The 16,602-nt window shown below is 72.5% G+C and carries 16 protein-coding genes; 6 read left to right on the top strand and 10 right to left on the bottom strand.

Annotation, left to right across the window (positions count from 1 at the left end):
• Positions 1 to 22 precede the first annotated feature (22 nt).
• The gene (locus ACWC21_RS00550) at positions 23 to 1,450 is read left to right on the top strand and encodes an FGGY family carbohydrate kinase (RefSeq protein WP_450876573.1); all 1,428 of its coding nucleotides are present in this window, start codon (positions 23 to 25) and stop codon (positions 1,448 to 1,450) included.
• Between the two features lie 50 nt (positions 1,451 to 1,500).
• A complete protein-coding gene (locus ACWC21_RS00545) occupies positions 1,501 to 1,707 on the top strand; it encodes a hypothetical protein (protein WP_450876571.1) in 207 nt (68 codons plus the stop codon).
• Positions 1,708 to 1,710: 3 nt separating this feature from the next.
• On the opposite strand, the gene ACWC21_RS00540 is transcribed toward ACWC21_RS00545, so the two are convergent.
• Positions 1,711 to 2,373 carry a mycothiol-dependent nitroreductase Rv2466c family protein gene (locus ACWC21_RS00540; RefSeq protein WP_450876569.1) on the bottom strand — a complete coding sequence of 221 codons (663 nt, stop codon included), beginning with the start codon at positions 2,371 to 2,373 and terminating at the stop codon, positions 1,711 to 1,713.
• A 137-nt stretch (positions 2,374 to 2,510) separates the two neighbouring features.
• On the opposite strand from ACWC21_RS00540, the gene pepN reads away from it, so the two are divergent.
• Together pepN and ACWC21_RS00530 are read left to right on the top strand one after the other, a co-directional pair.
• Positions 2,511 to 5,099, top strand: a complete 2,589-nt coding sequence (gene pepN / locus ACWC21_RS00535; protein ID WP_450876567.1) for an aminopeptidase N — start codon at positions 2,511 to 2,513, stop codon at positions 5,097 to 5,099.
• Positions 5,100 to 5,294: 195 nt separating this feature from the next.
• A complete protein-coding gene (locus ACWC21_RS00530; protein WP_450876565.1) occupies positions 5,295 to 6,344 on the top strand; it encodes a hypothetical protein in 1,050 nt (349 codons plus the stop codon).
• 83 nt (positions 6,345 to 6,427) lie between these two features.
• Here the strand turns inward: ACWC21_RS00530 and ACWC21_RS00525 are convergent, their stop codons facing one another.
• Positions 6,428 to 7,615, bottom strand: coding sequence for a glycosyltransferase (locus tag ACWC21_RS00525; RefSeq protein ID WP_450877011.1), 1,188 nt, complete (start codon positions 7,613 to 7,615; stop codon positions 6,428 to 6,430).
• 159 nt (positions 7,616 to 7,774) lie between these two features.
• Complete coding sequence (locus tag ACWC21_RS00520; protein ID WP_450876563.1) at positions 7,775 to 8,602, bottom strand: NAD(P)H-binding protein; 828 nt, start codon at positions 8,600 to 8,602, stop codon at positions 7,775 to 7,777.
• Positions 8,603 to 8,768: 166 nt separating this feature from the next.
• Here ACWC21_RS00520 and ACWC21_RS00515 point away from each other — a divergent pair, with 166 nt between their 5' ends.
• Positions 8,769 to 9,314, top strand: a complete 546-nt coding sequence (locus ACWC21_RS00515; protein WP_450877009.1) for a TetR/AcrR family transcriptional regulator — start codon at positions 8,769 to 8,771, stop codon at positions 9,312 to 9,314.
• Here ACWC21_RS00515 and ACWC21_RS00510 read toward each other — a convergent pair.
• The 5 genes from ACWC21_RS00510 to ACWC21_RS00490 form a co-directional block, all read right to left on the bottom strand.
• Positions 9,311 to 10,468: a serine hydrolase domain-containing protein gene (locus ACWC21_RS00510; protein WP_450876561.1), complete on the bottom strand. Its 1,158-nt coding sequence runs from the start codon at positions 10,466 to 10,468 to the stop codon at positions 9,311 to 9,313. The two genes, ACWC21_RS00515 and ACWC21_RS00510, sit on opposite strands and share 4 nt — an antisense overlap.
• 98 nt (positions 10,469 to 10,566) lie before the next feature.
• A complete protein-coding gene (locus tag ACWC21_RS00505; protein ID WP_450876559.1) occupies positions 10,567 to 12,324 on the bottom strand; it encodes a TIGR03767 family metallophosphoesterase in 1,758 nt (585 codons plus the stop codon).
• Between the two features lie 260 nt (positions 12,325 to 12,584).
• Positions 12,585 to 13,052: an NUDIX hydrolase gene (locus ACWC21_RS00500; protein ID WP_450876557.1), complete on the bottom strand. Its 468-nt coding sequence runs from the start codon at positions 13,050 to 13,052 to the stop codon at positions 12,585 to 12,587.
• Between the two features lie 9 nt (positions 13,053 to 13,061).
• The gene (locus tag ACWC21_RS00495) at positions 13,062 to 13,937 is read right to left on the bottom strand and encodes a pyridoxamine 5'-phosphate oxidase family protein (protein ID WP_450876555.1); all 876 of its coding nucleotides are present in this window, start codon (positions 13,935 to 13,937) and stop codon (positions 13,062 to 13,064) included.
• 2 nt (positions 13,938 to 13,939) lie between these two features.
• Positions 13,940 to 14,386, bottom strand: coding sequence for a VOC family protein (locus ACWC21_RS00490; RefSeq protein ID WP_450876553.1), 447 nt, complete (start codon positions 14,384 to 14,386; stop codon positions 13,940 to 13,942).
• A gap of 117 nt (positions 14,387 to 14,503) precedes the next feature.
• On the opposite strand from ACWC21_RS00490, the gene ACWC21_RS00485 reads away from it, so the two are divergent.
• Complete coding sequence (locus ACWC21_RS00485) at positions 14,504 to 15,040, top strand: CGNR zinc finger domain-containing protein (RefSeq protein ID WP_450876551.1); 537 nt, start codon at positions 14,504 to 14,506, stop codon at positions 15,038 to 15,040.
• A gap of 30 nt (positions 15,041 to 15,070) precedes the next feature.
• Here the strand turns inward: ACWC21_RS00485 and ACWC21_RS00480 are convergent, their stop codons facing one another.
• Both ACWC21_RS00480 and ACWC21_RS00475 read right to left on the bottom strand, forming a co-directional pair.
• Positions 15,071 to 15,838, bottom strand: coding sequence for a hypothetical protein (locus tag ACWC21_RS00480; RefSeq protein ID WP_450876549.1), 768 nt, complete (start codon positions 15,836 to 15,838; stop codon positions 15,071 to 15,073).
• 1 nt (position 15,839) lies between these two features.
• Entirely contained in the window at positions 15,840 to 16,373 is a 534-nt protein-coding gene (locus ACWC21_RS00475; RefSeq protein WP_450876547.1) for an RNA polymerase sigma factor, read from the bottom strand.
• Positions 16,374 to 16,602: the final 229 nt, after the last annotated feature.

Raw genomic sequence — 16,602 nt, 5'->3', positions numbered from 1 at the left:
CCGGCTCGGACCTGGGAGGGGCATGTACATCGGGATCGATGTGGGCACGTCCATGGTGAAGGCCGCCGCGTTCGACGGCTCCGGACGCCAGCTGGCCGTCGAGGCCCGTCCGGTGGGTCTGGAGCTGCGCGGCGGGAACGCGGAGCAGGACATGGCGGAGGTGTACGGGGCGGTCGTCGCGGTGCTCGGCGCGCTGACCGACCGGGTGCCCGAGCCGGTGGAGCTGGCCGGGCTGACCGGGCAGGGCGACGGGGTGTGGCTGGTCGACGCCGAGGGCCGGCCGGTGCGGCCGGCGGCCTCCTGGATGGACGGCCGGGCGCACGAACTGCTCGACCAGTGGCTGGCGGACGGCACCTTCGAGGCGGTGTTCCGGCGCACCGGGAGCGCCATGTTCCCGGGGTGTCCGGGCCCGCTGCTGGCCTGGTTCGACCGGTACGAGCCCGGGGCGCTGGACGCGGCGACGGCGGCCGTCTACTGCAAGGACATGGTCTTCCAGCGCCTCGCGGGCACGGCCCGGGCGGTGACGGACGTGTCGGACGCGTCGATGCCGTTCCTCGATCCGCGCACCCGCACCTACGACAACCGGGTGGTCGAGCTGCTGGGCCTGACCCACCGCCGGCGCCTGCTCGCCCCCGTCAGCGACCCGGTGGCCACCGGGCGGGCCCGCGGGGAGGGCCTGCCGGCCGGCACCCGGATCGCGAACGGCCCGTACGACCTGCCCGCGTGCGCGCTCGGCGCCGGTGTCACCCGTCCGGGTGACGGCCTGCTGATCGTCGGCACCTGCCTGGCGAGCCTGGTCGCCACCACCGACCTGGACCTGACCGGCGAACCGGCCGGCCTGTACATCTCCACCGACCGCCCCGGCCACCGGCTGCGGGCGATGCCCGCGATGGTCGGCACGGCGGCCCTGGACTGGGTGCTGTCCACGACGGGCGTGCACCACGACGAGGTGGACGCCCTGCTGGCGGACACTCCGCCGGGCGCGCACGGCGTCCGGGTGCTCCCCTACTTCGCGCCCTCCGGCGAGCGCGCCCCCTTCGTCGAGCCCCGGCTGCGTGCCGAACTCACCGGCGTCAGCCTGGAGTCCACCCCGGCCGACCTGATCCGCGCGACCTGCGAGGGCATCGGCTACGCGGCCCGGCACTGCCTGGCGGCGGCCGGTCTGACCGGGACGCTCGCGGTGTGCGGCGGCGGCACCCGCAGCCCCGCCTGGACGCGGCTGCTGGCGGACGTCCTGGGCCGCCCGTTACGCGTGGTCGAGGGCGAGGTGGGCGCCCGCGGCGCGGTGCTGGCGGCGGCCGAGCGGTACGGGGTCGCACTGGACGCGGACGCCTGGACCCGGCCGACGCTCGTCGTGGAGCCGGACGCCGACCGGGCGGGGTACTACGCGAAGGGCTACGAGGAGCACCTGGAGCGGCTGGCCGGGGCGAGGGGCCGGGCCCGGCGGTGACCGCGGACCCGCCCGCGCCGTTGGAGCCTGTGTCCTACGGAAGGCGGTCCATGGAGTTCAAGCGATGCCCGAGCTGCGGCGGCCCGCTGCAGGCGTTCCGCCCGCTCACCGACGAGGAGAAGGAACACGTCCGCAAGGAGAAGCCGAACCACCCGCCCGAGGCCTACGTCCGGTGCGCCCGGGAGGGCTGCCGCCGGTACCAGCGCAGCTGGAGCTGGACCGACGGCGGCTGGTTCCCCGCTCCCGAGGAGACCTGACGGTCAGAGGTTGCTGAAGTCCGGGCCCTTGGTCCGGCTCCGCTTGAGCTCGTAGAAGCCGGGGACGGAGGCGACCGCGAGGGTGCCGTCCCACAGGCGGGCGGCCTCCTCGCCCTTGGGGGCGGGAGTGACGACGGGGCCGAAGAACGCGATCTGCTCGCCGTCGGGGCCCGGCACCGCGATGACCGGGGTGCCGACGTCCTGGCCGACCTTGTCGATGCCCTCCTTGTGGGAGGCGCGCAGCTCGGCGTCGAACTCGAAGTCCTCCTGCTCGGCGTAGTCGATCAGGTCGGCGGGCAGGCCGACGTCCTGGAGGGCGCCCGCGATGGCCTCGAGGGTCGGGCCCTCGCCGTTGTTGTGGATACGGGTGCCGAGCGCGGTGTAGAGGGGGCCGAGGATGTCCTCACCGTGCTTCTGCCAGGCGGCGGTCACCACCCGGATCGGCTTCCACGCCTTGGTCTCGAGCAGCTCGCGGTACTCCTCGGGCAGCTCGTCCAGCCGGTTCTCGTTCAGCACGCCCAGGCTCATGATGTGCCAGCGGATCTCGATGTCGCGGACCTTCTCCACTTCCAGCACCCACCGGGAGGTCATCCAGGCCCAGGGGCACAGCGGGTCGAACCAGAAGTCGACGGGGGTCTTGCCGGAGGCGGTCGTGGTCTCGGACATGGCTCTCCTAGGAAAACAGGTCGTTTAGTCCTTCAACATAATGGCCGCCGACGTCATTCCCGGTGTCCGGCGTGAGACGCGCATGGCAGGATCGGTGCCGTTCAGCCGTACGTCCGACGATGAGGGAGCTGCCGCCCGTGCCCGGTGAGAATCTGTCCCGCGACGAGGCCCGGGAGCGGGCCGCCCTGCTGTCCGTCGACGGGTACGAGGTGTCCCTGGACCTGCGGTCGGCGGTCGGTGACGGAGACCCCGAGGACAGGGGGCCGCGCACCTTCCGCTCGGTCACCACCGTCCGGTTCCGCTGCAACGAGCCGGGCGCCGCCACCTTCGCCGATCTGATCGCCCCGAGCGTGAACGCCGTCACATTCAACGGCAAGGACCTGGACCCCGGTGAGGTCTTCGACGGCGCCCGGATCACCCTGGAGGACCTGGCCGCCGAGAACGAGCTGACGGTGGACGCCCGGTGCGCCTACTCCCGCACCGGCGAGGGCCTGCACCGCTTCGTCGACCCGGAGGACGGCGAGGTCTACCTCTACACCCAGTACGAGCCGGCCGACTCCCGCCGGGTGTTCGCGAACTTCGAGCAGCCCGACCTCAAGGCCCCCTTCCGCTTCGAGGTGCGGGCGCCCGAGGGCTGGACGGTGTGGAGCAACGGCACCGGCGAGCTCACCGACGGCGTCTGGCGTTTCGCGGAGACGAAGCCGATCTCGACGTACATCACATGCGTGGTCGCGGGCCCCTACCACTACGTGACGGACCTCTACACGCGCACCTTCGAGGACGGCACCCGGCTGGAGATCCCGCTCGGCGCCATGTGCCGCAAGGGTCTCGCCCCGTACTTCGAGGCCGACGACGTCTTCCTGATCACCAAGCAGGGCCTGGACTTCTTCCACGACCACTTCGACTACCCGTACCCCTTCGGGAAGTACGACCAGGCCTTTGTGCCCGAGTACAACCTCGGCGCGATGGAGAACCCCGGTCTGGTGACCTTCCGCGAGGAGTACATCTTCCGCGGGCGGGTGACGCGGGCGTCGTACGAGGGCCGGGCCAACGTCATCCTGCACGAGATGGCGCACATGTGGTTCGGCGACCTGGTCACCATGGAGTGGTGGGACGACCTGTGGCTCAAGGAGTCCTTCGCGGACTTCATGGGCACGTTCGCGAGCGTCGGCGCGACCCGCTTCACCGACGCCTGGATCACCTTCGCCAACCGCCGCAAGGCCTGGGCGTACCGGGCCGACCAGCTGCCCTCCACCCACCCGATCACCGCCGACATCCGCGACCTGCAGGACGCCAAGCTCAACTTCGACGGGATCACGTACGCCAAGGGCGCCTCCGTGCTGAAGCAGCTGGTGGCGTACGCCGGCCGGGACGCCTTCCTGGAGGGCGCCCGCCGCTACTTCAAGCGCAACGCCTACGGCAACACGCGCCTGGGCGACCTGCTGTCGGTCCTCGAGGAGACCAGCGGCCGGGACCTCACCGCCTGGGCGCGCTCCTGGCTGCAGACGGCCGGGGTCAACTCGCTGACCCCGCAGGTGCTGCTCGACGCGGAGGGCCGGATCGACGAGCTGGCCGTGCTCCAGGAGGCGCCGGAATCCCACCCGGAACTGCGCCCGCACCGGGTGGCGGTGGGCCTGTACCGGCGTACGCCCGAGGGTGCGCTGGAGCGGTACGCGCGCGTGGAGACGGACGTCGACGGGCCGCGGATGGTGGTGGCGGAGCTGTCCGGGGCGGAAGCACCCGAGCTCGTCCTGGTCAACGACGACGACCTCACGTACTGCAAGATCCGCTTCGACGAGGCCTCGCTGGCGGCGCTCCGGGAGCACCTGGGCGCGATCACCGACCCCCTGGCCCGCGCCCTGTGCTGGTCGGCGCTGTGGAACATGACCCGGGACGCGCTGCTGCCCGCCCGGGACTTCGTCGGCCTGGTGCTGCGGTTCGCGGGCCGGGAGTCCGAGATCGGCGTGGTGCAGATGCTGCACGCCTGGGCCGAGTCGGCGCTGGTCCACTACGCGGCCCCGGACTGGCGGCCGACCGGCGAGCGGCTGCTCTCCGAGGGCGCCCTGCGGGAGCTGCGGCAGGCCGAGCCGGGCAGCGAGCACCAGCTGGCGTGGGCACGGTTCTTCGCGTCGACGGCCACCGGCGAGGACGCCCTGACGCTGCTGAAGGACCTGCTGGACGGCACCGTCGGGATCGAGGGACTGGAGGTGGACCAGGAGCTGCGCTGGGCGTTCCTGGAGCCCCTTGCGGCGCACGGGGTGGCCGACGAGGGCGTACTGGCGGCCGAGCTGGCCCGCGACGACACGGCGTCCGGCAAGCGCCACCAGGTCCGCTGCCTGGCCGCGCGCCCGTCGGCGGCGGTGAAGGCGCAGGCCTGGGCGCAGGTGGTGGAGTCCGACGCGCTGTCCAACGCCCTGGTGGAGGCCACCATCGCGGGCTTCGACCGGCCCTCGCAGCGGGAGCTGACGGCGCCGTACGCGCAGAAGTACTTCGCGGCGATCGAGCGGGTGTGGTCCGAGCGGTCCATCCAGATCGGCATGGACGTGGTCCGGGGGCTGTTCCCGTCCTTCCAGGACTCGCCGGCCACCCTGGCGGCGACGGACGCTTGGCTGGCCGCGCACCCGGACGCGGCGCCCGCCCTGCGCCGGCTGGTGCTGGAGGCCCGGGACGACCTGGCCCGTGGGCTGCGCGGACAGCAGTGCGATGCGACGGCAGCCTTGGCCTGAGGTCGGCCGGTCGGTGACCGTTACGGAATTCAGGCAATCAGAGCCGTAACCCCTGGTCCGTACCCGAACGGACCAGGGGTTTTCCCTGTCTACTCGGCACCCGAACACCCGTCCTTTAGTGCCGGCTTGTCCGCATTCGTCGACGAGCGTGTAACAGGGGTTAAGAGACGGACGGGACACGGGAATCGGGAGATCATGACGCACAACACCCCGCTCTCCCCCCGCCCCCTCCGCCACCTCTCCGAGGTGCACCGCCGGGTGACGACCACGGCCCTGCTCCGCTCCCACGGCGTCACCGCCGCCGAACTGAACGAACGGTGCCGCCCCGGCGGCCCCTGGCAGTTGCTGCTGCCCGGCGTCACCCTGCTCCACCCCGGCCCGCCGACCAGCGAGGAGCGCCTGCACGCGGCGCTGATGTACGCGGCGAAGGAGCCGGCGCCGGGAGCACCGACGGCGGTGCCCGCCCAGCCCAGCGCGGAGGCCCCCCACCGTCCGGTGTACGCGGACGCGATGGTCACCGGCCTGGCGGCCCTGACCCTGCACGGCTTCACGTCGACGCCCGCGCTGCTCTCCCTGGACCAGATCGACGTCCTGGTCCCCCGGCTGCGCCGGCTGCGTTCCGCGGGCTACGTCCACGTCGTCCGCGCCGCCGACTTGCCCGCTCCGCGCCAGGTGACGGGCCTGCCGGTGGCGCCGGTGGCGCGTGCCCTGGCGGACGCGGTGGCCGGGCTCACGGACGCGGCGGTGGTGCGCGGGCTGCTGACGGAGGCGGTACGGGCGGGCCACTGCGAACCGGCCGCCGTGGTGCGGGAACTGACCCGGGCGAAGCTCCTCACCCGCCCGCACGTGGTGGGCGCGGTGGACTCGCTGCTCGCGGAGGGCCGGGCCGTCGCCGAGGGCCGCCTGTACCGGATGGTGCGCGAGCACGGCCTGCCCGACCCGGTCTGGAACGTCGACCTCCGCCTCGCCGGCGGCCCCCACCTCGGCGGCGTGGACGCCTACTGGCCCGAGCAGGCGGTCGCGGTGGAGCTGGACACGCGGGCGCCCCGGCAGGAGGAGGACGCGATGTGGTCCGAGTACGGCCGCAAGCGGGAGCACCTGGAGCGGCTGGGCATCACGGTCGTCCACATCACCCCGAAGAAGCTCCGCGAGTCCCTCGGGCAGCAGGCGACGGTCGTCCGCACGGCACTGATGGCCGCGGCGGACCGCGATCCGGCCGCGCACGTCGTGGTGCTGCCCCGGTAGTGGGGGCGGGACGGCACCAGGAGGGGAGCGGAGGGGCCATCGGACGGGTTCGGCGTCCGATGGCCCCTCCTCGTTGTCCGCGGCTACGCCACCCGCGCCCCGGCGTGGGACGCGTGGACCCGCTCGAGCAGCGCCGCGTACGCGGCGATCATCCGCGTACGGCTGAACCGCTCACGGCTGCGGGCCAGGACCGGGGCGAAGACGGCACGCCCGGCGACCGCGCCGGTCCAGCCCAGTGCGATGGCCCCCGGGTCCGCAGGCGTGACGAAGCCGTGCCCGGCGACGATGGACGCACTGTCGCCGACGTCCGTCGTGACCGGCACGGCCCCGCACATCATGCCCTCGATGAGGCAGAGCGGAGCCGCCTCCCCGGAGGCCGAGGTGAGGGAGACGACGTCGGCACCGGCGTACACGGCCTCCATGTCCCGCCGCACCCCGAGCAGGTGCACGCGCTCGCGGAGCTCCTGCTCGTCGGCCCCGAAGGCGCCGGCGATGTCCGCGCGGAGGGCCGGGTTGTCCTCGGTCATCCCGGCGCCGCACATCAGCACGTGCCCGCCGCCCTCACGCGCCAGCCACTGGCGGGCGGCGCCCAGGAAGAGGGGGATGTTCTTCATGGTGGCGTACCGGGCGGCGAAGACGACGACGGGCGCGGGGCCAGGGATGCCGAGCGAGGCACGGAACGCGGCCCGCGCCGCGGGATCGGGCCGGAAGCGCAGCAGGTCGACTCCGTTCGGAATCACGTGCAACAGCTCGGCCGGAATCCCGGCGGCCCGGTACGCCTCCCGGGTCGACTCGGCGCAGCACACACAGGCGACCACCGTGCCGTCGGCGATGGCGGCCTTGAGCTCGTCGAGGGCCTCGCCCTGGTTCTCGGGGTCGGACCGGTGCAGGCACACGACGACCGGCCGGCGCGGCAGGCCGCCCTGGTTCAGCAGCGCGAGCGGCTGCTCCTTGAGGGAGAGGATCACGTCGGCCTCGGCCATGGCGCGGGCCGTTTCGGCCAGCTCGGGTCCGCTGAAAACAGACGCCGCGACGGAGCCGTCGACCAGCCCGGCACTGCGCCCGAGTGACGTGACCTCGACACCACTCCCCGTGAGGGAGCGGTAACAGGTGTCGTCCTCCATGCGCTGCCGGGTGGCCTCGCGGTGCACCTCACCATGGATGCTCAGCACCCGGTGACGCTGCTGACCGCCCTCACCGAGCCCCAGCACCACATCACTGTGAACGATCCGGGCGCCGCCCGAGAAGAAGCCCTCGTAGACCGAGAGCACACGCAGTCCGTGCCTCGCGCGCACACGACCACCCGCCTTGCACAAGATCGAGCCATCCCCGCGAAGAGCGGGTTAGCCGATATGAGGCGGTACGGACGTTTCATACGGATGAACTGGACGTCTCGTATCGAAGTCGGCTCAGTTACACCCGCTCACCGTTCACCGGAATGCCGCGGCATTCCGTGCCGCCCACTGCGCGAAGGTGCGCGGGGCCCGCCCGAGGACTCGCTCCATATCGGGGCTGACCTGCTGTTCTTCCGGCAGGGGGGCGCCCAGCAGGGCCAGCGTGCCGGCCACCACCGGCGGCGGCATGAAGGCGGACATCTGCGCCTCGGCCTCCTCCCGCGTCTGCTCGACGAAGCGGACCGGCTCGCCGAGCGCCGTCGCCAGGGCGGCCACCCTCTCGCGCGGGGTCGTGGGCGCCGGGCCGGTGAGGGTGTAGGTCGCTCCGGCGTGTTCGGCGCCCTCCGCCCGGAGGACCGCCGCGGCCACCGCCGCCACGTCGTCGGGGTCGACGAAGGGCAGGCCCACGTCGCCGAAGGGCGCCGCCGCCGTGCGGTGCAGACGGACCGGCTCGGCCCAGGCGAAGGCGTTCGAGGCCAGGCCGCCGGAGCGCAGTACCGTCCACTCCGGACCGGACTCCCGCACAGCCGCCTCGAAGCGGGCGGCGTGCGCGTACACCTGCGGACGGGTGCCGGCGCCCTGACTGGAGAGGAGGACGAGCCTGCGTACGCCCGCCGCCTTGACCGCGCCCACAAGGCCCTGCGGATCCTCCCCCGCCACCAGCAGGAACACGGCCTCCGCGCCTTCGAGGGCGGGGCGCAGGCTCTCGGGGTCGCCGAGGTCGGCGGCCACCGCCCGGGCCTCCGGCGGGACGTCCGCCTCCTCGATCCGGCGGGCCACAGCGGTCACCCGCTCCCCCGCCTCCGTCAGCAGCCGCACCAATGTCCGGCCGACGTTGCCAGTGGCTCCCGTCACGACGATCATGTGACCCTCCCAGCGAATTAGTTAGTTGACTGACTTACTTCGTGGGTCAGAACCGTAGCACGAATCGCCCCGTAGAGTTAGTCGGGTGACTGACTCACTGAATCCGGAGCGGAATCCGGAACGGAATCCGAGAGTGAAGGCCGCAGGAGCCAAGCGGCGGCGGCTGATGGCCGCGGCGGCCGAGGTGGTGCACCGGCAGGGCGTCGAGCGGACCACGATCGCCGACATCGCGCGTGCCGCGGACGTGCCGACGGGGAACGTCTACTACTACTTCAAGACCAAGGACGACCTCGTCGCCGCCGCCCTCGCCGAGCACTCCCGGCAACTGGACGCCGTCACCGGCGAACTGGACCGGCTCACCGGCCCCCGGGAGCGCCTGAAGGCGCTGGTGGCCGGCTGGGTGGAGCAGCGCGATCTCGCGGCCCGCTTCGGGTGTCCGACCGGGACACTGGCCGCGGAGCTGGACAAGCGGACGGAGGGCGGGCTGGACGCCGAGGCCGGGAAGGTCGTACGGCGGCTCCTCGACTGGGTGGCGGGGCAGTTCCGGGAACTGGGCCTGCCCGACCCGGACGGACTCGCGCTGACGCTGGTGGGCGCGTACCAGGGCATGTCGCTGCTGACCAACGCCCTGCGCGACCCGGAGATCATGAAGCAGGAGGGAGCCCGGCTGATCGACTGGCTGGACTCCCTCCCGGACGCGGCGGAGCGCTAGCGGTCGCCGCAGTACTCCGCGTCGACCACCGCGTCGCTGTCCCCCGTCCAGTCCGCGTTGAAGTTGAACGCCAGGGCGTGGCGGCCGTCGGCGGTCGTGGTCGCCGAGGAGGAGGAGCCGTGGATGCCGCCGTCGTGGCCCCAGACGTGGACGCCGCAGGGAAGGGTGGTGTCCATCAGACCGAGGCCGTAGCGGATGTTGGGGGCGCCTTCGACGCGCACCGTCGTCTTCATCTCCTTCAGCTGCTGCGGAGGGAGGAGCCTGCCGCGCAGCAGGGCGCTGTAGAAGCGGGTGAGGTCGGCGGAGTCGGAGATCATCTCGCCGGCCGAGGAGGCGATGGAGGGGTTGAGCCGGGTCACGTCGTACGTGGGCCCCGTCGTCGTCTCCGCCAGCTTCCCGTAGGCGCGGCTGCTCGGACTCGGGAGGCCGGCCTTCGTACCGGGGAGGGAGGTGGCCGTGAGGCGGAGCGGGCCGATGACGCGGCGGGCGATCTCCTGCGCGTAGGAGCGGCCCGTCACGCTCTTGATCACCATGCCGGCGATCACGTAGTTGGTGTTGGAGTAGTTCCAGGAGGTGCCCGGCGCGAAGTCCGGCTTGTGGCGCATGGCGATGGCCACCAGCTGCCGCGGGGTGAGGGTGTCGTACCGGTGCCGGAAGAAGCCGTCCTTCGTGAAGTACGTGCGGGCGAAGTCCTTGTCCGCGGTGTAGTTGAAGATGCCGCTGGTGTGGTTCAGCAGCTGGCGGATCGTGATGCCGCGGCCGTCGTGGCCGTGGCCGTGCACCACGCCCGGCAGCCACTTCTCCACGGAGTCGTCCAGGGACAGGCGGCCCTCGGCCTCCAGTTGCAGCAGGACGGTGGCGACGAAGGTCTTGGTGATGCTGCCGACGCGGTAGCGGTCGGCCGCGGAACGCGGTGCTCCCGTACGCAGGTTGCCGACGCCGGCGGTGACGTGCCAGGCGCCCTGCGCTTGCCTCACCGTGCCGGTCACTCCGGGGACACCGGCCCTGACGGCCGCCTCGACCGCCTGCCGGGTGGCCGAGTGGCCGGCGGCCGCGGGGGCGGGGGCGGGAGCGGCGGCCAGGGCCGGTCCCGCCAGGGTCACCGACAGGGCGAGTGCGGCCGTCGCTCCCACGAGTGCCTTGCGTGCGTGCATGTCTTCCCCTAGCTGAACTGTGATGTCGAGCTCGGTCGCCGGGAGGGACACTACGCCGTGACGGCAGGTTGCCTGACTGTGGGACGGTTGAGTGCGTTTCAGCCCTTTTTCAGCACCAGCTCCGTGTTCCGGTCGGCGGCGTCGCCCGCCAGGCTCTTGCTGGCACCGGGGGCGTTGAAGGAGAGCTCGCGGTAGAGCGCGGCCAGGCCGGTCTGGGAGAGGTCGGTGAAGTCCGTGCGGCGGGGGGCGGCGGACTCGATCAGCGTGGTGAACAGGGAGAGGGTGCCGTCCTTGTTGTCGACCAGCTCGATGACGCGGGCGAGCTGGGGGTAGTCGACGTGGGAGGCGGTGGAGATCTCCCAGAAGGAGCGGTTGCCGGACGCCGTGTGCGGGGTGACGACGTTCTTGTGGATGTGGCCGTTCACCCAGGCCAGGACGTTGGCGTGGCGGGCGAGGAGCGACACCACCTCGGCGCCGTTGTGGCGGCGCTCGGACGGGCGGGCCGGGTCGGGCCGGGTGTTCGTCATCGTCTTGCTGGTGTGGTGGCTGAAGACGACGGCGTACGAGTCCTTGTTGTCGGTGAGGGTCTTGTCCAGCCAGTTCAGCTGCTTGGTGCCGATGGAGCCCTCGTAGTGGCCGCCCGGGTCGGTGGTGTCCAGGCTGATGCCGATCACGTCGTCGGAGATGCGGAAGGCGTAGTACTGGGTGCCGGCGTCCACGTTGACCGAGGAGTAGCCGTGACCGACCGGGCCGAGACCCTGGTTGGCCGGGTCCAGGTGGGCCTTGAGGTAGTCGGCCGGGGTGTAGGGGGCGCGCTTCTCGTCCGGGGTGACCGAGCGCATGGACCGGGCGTGCGCCTTGAGGAAGTCCCGGTACTGCACGCCCTTGGGGTCCTTGGCGTTCTTGATGGCGTCCTGCAGCTTCTTGGCCTCGGCGGCGGACACGCTCAGCAGCTTCCTGCCGCCGATGGCCGCCTCGGCGAGGTAGGAGTCGCCGTGCGAGCCGTAGCAGCCGAGCGGCAGGGAGTCGTGGTTGCCGACGGTCGAGTACCAGGGCAGGTTGAGGCCGGGGCTGCGGGCCTCGCGGATCGCGGCGGCCAGAAAGCCCTTCAGGTGCGGGAAGCCGAGCGACTTGTCGTTGTCGCGGACGGTGGAGTCGGGCTGCCAGTACAGCTTCATACCGCTGTTCTGGGCGCCCTCGTAGTGTCTGGGGTCGCCCGAGTTGGGGGTGATCCGGCCACCGGACATCACCTTCATGAACCACTCCAGCTCGGAGTGGGCGTTGTTGTCGGTGTTGTCGCCGGTGGTCATCACGAAGTGCAGCGGTGCGCCGGTGACGGGGGCGCCGCGCAGCGCGTTGACCCGCTCGACGAGCGAGATGGCGCCCTGCACGGTCAGCGCCTCGTGCGGGCGCCAGGCGTGCGGGTCGGTGGCGCGCAGGAACTCCAGGCGCAGCGGGTGCTGCACGTCCATCAGGTGCAGGTCGGTGAACTGCACGAACGCGGCGAGGGCCGTACGGCGGTCCGCCCGCCCGGACTTGGGCGTGGCCAGGTCGCCGCGCACGACACGCTTCCAGCCGGGGCCGTCGCCGAGGCGGCGGTAGCCGGAGCCGCCCAGGGGTGCGGCGACGCTCGCGACGGTCGTGCCCTTGGTGTACGGGGCGAGCGGCGGGGCAGGCGCCTTGCGGCCGTTGGCGACCGGTGCCTGTTCGGTCGTCGTGGTGGTGGCGGCGTGGCTGTCCGTCGGGCGCAGGGCGTATCCCACGCCCGCGGACAGTGACACCCCTCCGGCGGCGGCAAGGACGGTACGGCGGTTGACCCCCAGCGTGGAGCTGGCGACAGAGCGTATGCGCGACATGGCGCGATCTCCCCGAGTGCGAACTGCGTCGGCGGTGGTCGCGGGCGGTCGCTGTCGCGAACATCCCGCTCACTTTGGATCGTTGGCACTGGGGATGACCTGCGCGTGAACGAGACGGCAACGGGCAGCGCCGATCACCGTACGTGGATCACCGGGTACGGTGCGCGGTCATGGAGCGGTCCGCCGCCGTCCGGGAGGCGGTCACTCCGTGTTCATCTGCCGGGGTAGGTGAGGGACCCCGGGCCCGTCACCGGGTCCCGTCATCCGGTCCCGTCCGCCGCGGGCACCACCCGTCCCGCCGCCGGGCGTTCGCGCCACAGGCGCAGGGCGATGTCGACCAGCCGGACCCGGGTCAGACCGGGTACCGCGTCCAGGTCCTGCCATGCGGCCAGGTCGGTGGAGCCGTTCACCTCGTTGCGGAGTTCCCCGCCGGTGACGCGGCCCTCGTAGATGATCCGCACACCGTGGTGGTCGGTGAGCGGGCGCAGCGGCCGTCGCAGGACCCGGCGGGAGGAGTCCACGCCGAGGAGACCGGTCACCTCGATCCGGTAGCCGGTCTCCTCCATCAGTTCACGGTGGACGGTGTCGTACGGGTCCTCGCCGTGCTCCATGCCGCCTCCGGGCAGGACCCATTCGGGCGGACCGCCGGGTGCCGGGGACCGGGCGAGCAGGATCTGTCCGTCGCGGACACACACGGCGTAGGCCGCCACCCTCAACTTTCTCCGCATGGACGGACGTTAGCGCGCCACCTCCGGATTGGCGGGCGAGTATTCCGGCGGTGACCAGCGCAGGGGCAGCGCGGACCTGGTCTCGACGGCTTCCGTGAGGGTGAAGCGGACCCGGCGCTCGCCGTCCGCGTCGTACTCGGTGCGGGCCTCACCGGTGAGCTGGAGGGTGGTGCCCGTCGTCCAGTCCAGGATGAGCAGGCCGGCGCGGGGGTCGGTGAGCAGGTTGCCGAGGGTGAGGAACATGGCGTTGCCCGGGTAGTCCGGCCAGGTCAGCTCGCGCGGTGACGTGACACGGAGGAAGCCGGGGTTGCCGCCGCGGTGACTGGTGTCGGCTCCGTGGGCGTGCACGGTCGTGACGAAGAAGGTGTCCGCCTCGCCGATGAACCGCCGCTGGGCTCCGGTCAGTTCGCCGGTGCGGACAGGTGCGTGCGGGACGCGGTCGGGCACGGTCTCGTAGGTCTTCCTGCGCTGCAGGTACTTGGGGCAGTTGGAGAACACCTGCTCGGCCTCGACCGCGAAGCCCCGATCGGTCGGCCGGAGCCGGCCGTTGAGACGCATGCGACGGCGGGTGCGGGGGTCCAGGGCGATGGTGCCGACGGGGGTGTCCGGTGTGGTGAGGGCCGTCGCCGGGGCAGCACCCACGGCCACGGACATCCGGTGCGGGCCCGTCGCCCGCACGAACCCCGGGGTGCCCGACAGGGGCGTCGCCCAGACCCGGCCGTCGGCCGGTTCCGCCGCGCCGACGATCAGCAGCGGCTGGAGTTCCAGGAAGGCGGCGGCGACCGGTTTGATGCCGTTGCCGATGCTGCGGCCCACGTGGTCGGCGGACTCCCGGACGCCGACGCGGTCCTGCACCGCCCGTGAGCCGGGGTGGTAGACGGCCATGGCTAGAAGAAACCGCAGGTGGGGGCGGACTCGTGCGGGGCGGGCGCGTCCTGCGCACCGTGCGGTACGGAGATCTCCAGGCGGGTGCCGTCGGGGTCGTGGAAGAAGATGCCGCCGGAGGCCGCGCCCTCCCGGTGGGCGACCACGCCCTCGTAGGCGAAGTCGACGCCGTGCGCGCCGAGCACCCGCTGGTACTCCTCCACCCGGGTGAGGGACTCCGCGGTGAACGCGAGGTGGTGAAGGCCGGCCCGCGCCCGGTCGTACGGACCGTCGGCCTGCTGCCAGAGGGTGAGGACGGGGCTGTCGCCGCCGTCGCCCAGGAACGCGTACCGCCGGCCGTCCTCCTTCCCCTCGGTGAGCAGGGTGAAGCCGAGGAGGTCCCGGTAGAAGGCGAGGGAGCGGTCGAGGTCGGTGACGTTGAGGCCGGTGTGGCCGGTGCGCAGGGGCATGGCTGTCCTTTCGGCGGAATCCAGCAAGCTAACCGCTGTAAGTCCATTTAAGGGTTATAGATGGAGTGCGTCAACCGGTGACGTACCCTTGAGTGGTTAGTCGAGAAGGAGCCGACCATGCCCGCCGCCCGCGACCCCCGCCCCCTCACCGGTGAGCCCCTCGCGCTCGACCTGCTCAACACGCGCTGGAACCGCGAAGGCGTGACCCAGGACCTGCTCACCGACACCGAGGGGCTGGCCGTGTGGCTGGCGAGCAACGGGCTGGAGTACGCACCGGACGCCCGGACGCTGCGCCGGCTGCACCAGGCCCGCGACGCCCTCCGGGCGGCCGTCGACCGGTCTCCCGAGGAAGGGGCGCCGCTGGTGGACGCCGTGCTCGAGCACGGCCGCATCCGGGCCGGGCTCACCGCGGCGGGGCCGGTGGAGCGTGCCGAATTCGCGGACGCCTCATGGGGACCGGCCTGGCTCGCCGCCCGGAACTACCTGGAACTGCTGGACACCGCGCCGGACCGGATCCGTTCCTGTGCGCACGAGGCGTGCGTCCTGCACTTCTTCGACACCTCGCGGAACGGCACCCGCCGCTGGTGCTCGATGGCCGCGTGCGGCAACCGGGCCAAGGCGTCCCGCCACTACGCCCGCTCGAAGGACAACTGACCGGGCGTGCGGCGGACTTCCGCCCACCCCTCAGTCACAGGTGGTGGTCGTCGTGCCCGCGCGGGGTTTCGGCAGTTCCCGCACGAGGGCGGCGCGTTCGCGGGTGATCTCGGTGGCGCCGGTGAGCCAGCGGGCCGGCTGCGTGAGGCCCTTGTGCATGGCGGCGAGGACATGCTGGCCGGGCCTGGGGTCGGGCACGGTCTCCCGGGCCACCAGGACGGTCACCTCGTCCTTGCCCTTCTCGGGGACGTAGTGGCGGGTCACGCGCAGGGTGACGCGGTCCTCGTCGGTGCCGGGGATCCGCCGGACCTTCGTGATGTCGCCCTCGACCACGAGGTCGGCGCAGGCGAGGCGGGCGGGTCCCCGGGCGCTGCCCCCGGACACCGACTTGTCGCTCGCGGAGCCGCCCGACTGCTCGTCGATGCCGTTGTTCGACGTGACGAGCCAGCCCAGCCCCAGGAGGACGGAGGCGACGGCGGTGGTGACGAGCGCGCCGAAGGACAGTGTCCGCACCCCGGGGTGCCGGTACCAGCGCTCCCCGGCGGGTGCGTTCCGCGCCGCCGGGCGGGGGCGCGGCTCGGGGCCGGCCAGCGCGTCGCCGATGATCCCCAGTTGCTCCCGCAGCAGGGCCACGTCGGCCGTGGCCGCCCTGTGGTCGGCCATGAACGCGGCGTCGGCGCGGTCCCGGCCGGTCAGCGGCTCGCCGGCGAGCACCGCCCTCAGCGCGTCCAGATCGTCGGCGCCGTCGGTGCCGTCCGTGCCGTCGTAGCCGTCGTAGCCGTCGTGTTCGGCGGTCACGTCACACCACCTCGTCCTCGTGCAGGCGGGAGCGCAGGGTCCGTACCGCCGTGTGCAGCCTGCTCTTGACCGTGCCCTCGGGGATGCCGAGCTCCTCGGCGATGCCGCGCACCGGCAGGTCTGCGTAGAACCGCAGGACGAGGATCTGGCGCTGGGCGTCGGGCAGTTCGTCCAGGCCGCGGGCGACGGCGAGGGAGAGCAGACTGGTGTCCTCGCCGGAGGGATGGTCCGCCTGCCGGAGCGCGGCCAGGCGTTCGCCGAGCCGCTCCTGACGGCGTTTGGCGCGATGCCAGTCCATGGCGAGGTTGGAGGCGACGACCGCCGCCCACGCGGACACGTCACGCGGCGCCTCCTCACCCTTCGCGGCCCGTTCCAGCAGCCGCAGGCGTACCTGCTGCACCCCGTCCGGCAGGTCCGCCTGCGGTACGCCGCCCAGCGCGAGCACCGCCCGCACCCGGCGCTCCTGTGCCGCGTCCAGCGGGTCGGCCCCTGCGTGGTCCGCCCCCTGGCCGCGGCGGGCCCTTCTGCGCAGCACAGCCGCTCCTCCCCTCGCCGCGTTTCCCCTATGACGCCGGGGCCGGGCGGAACGTTCGGCGCGCCGCGGTCCTTTTTCGGCCCGGTGTCCGGCGGCTTTCCGGCCCCGTGTCCGGCGGCGCGGGCAGAGGCATACGTCACACCGCCGTGTGAGTGCCGCGGCGACGGGCAGGTGCCGGGCAGCACAGCTTCCGGCGCGCGGCGCCCGTCAAGGAAATTCCTCCAGCCCA

The organism is Streptomyces sp. NPDC001348 (genome assembly GCF_053597535.1).
The sequence above is the reverse complement of the archived record's forward strand: the minus strand, read 5'-3'. Positions and strand labels throughout refer to the sequence as shown.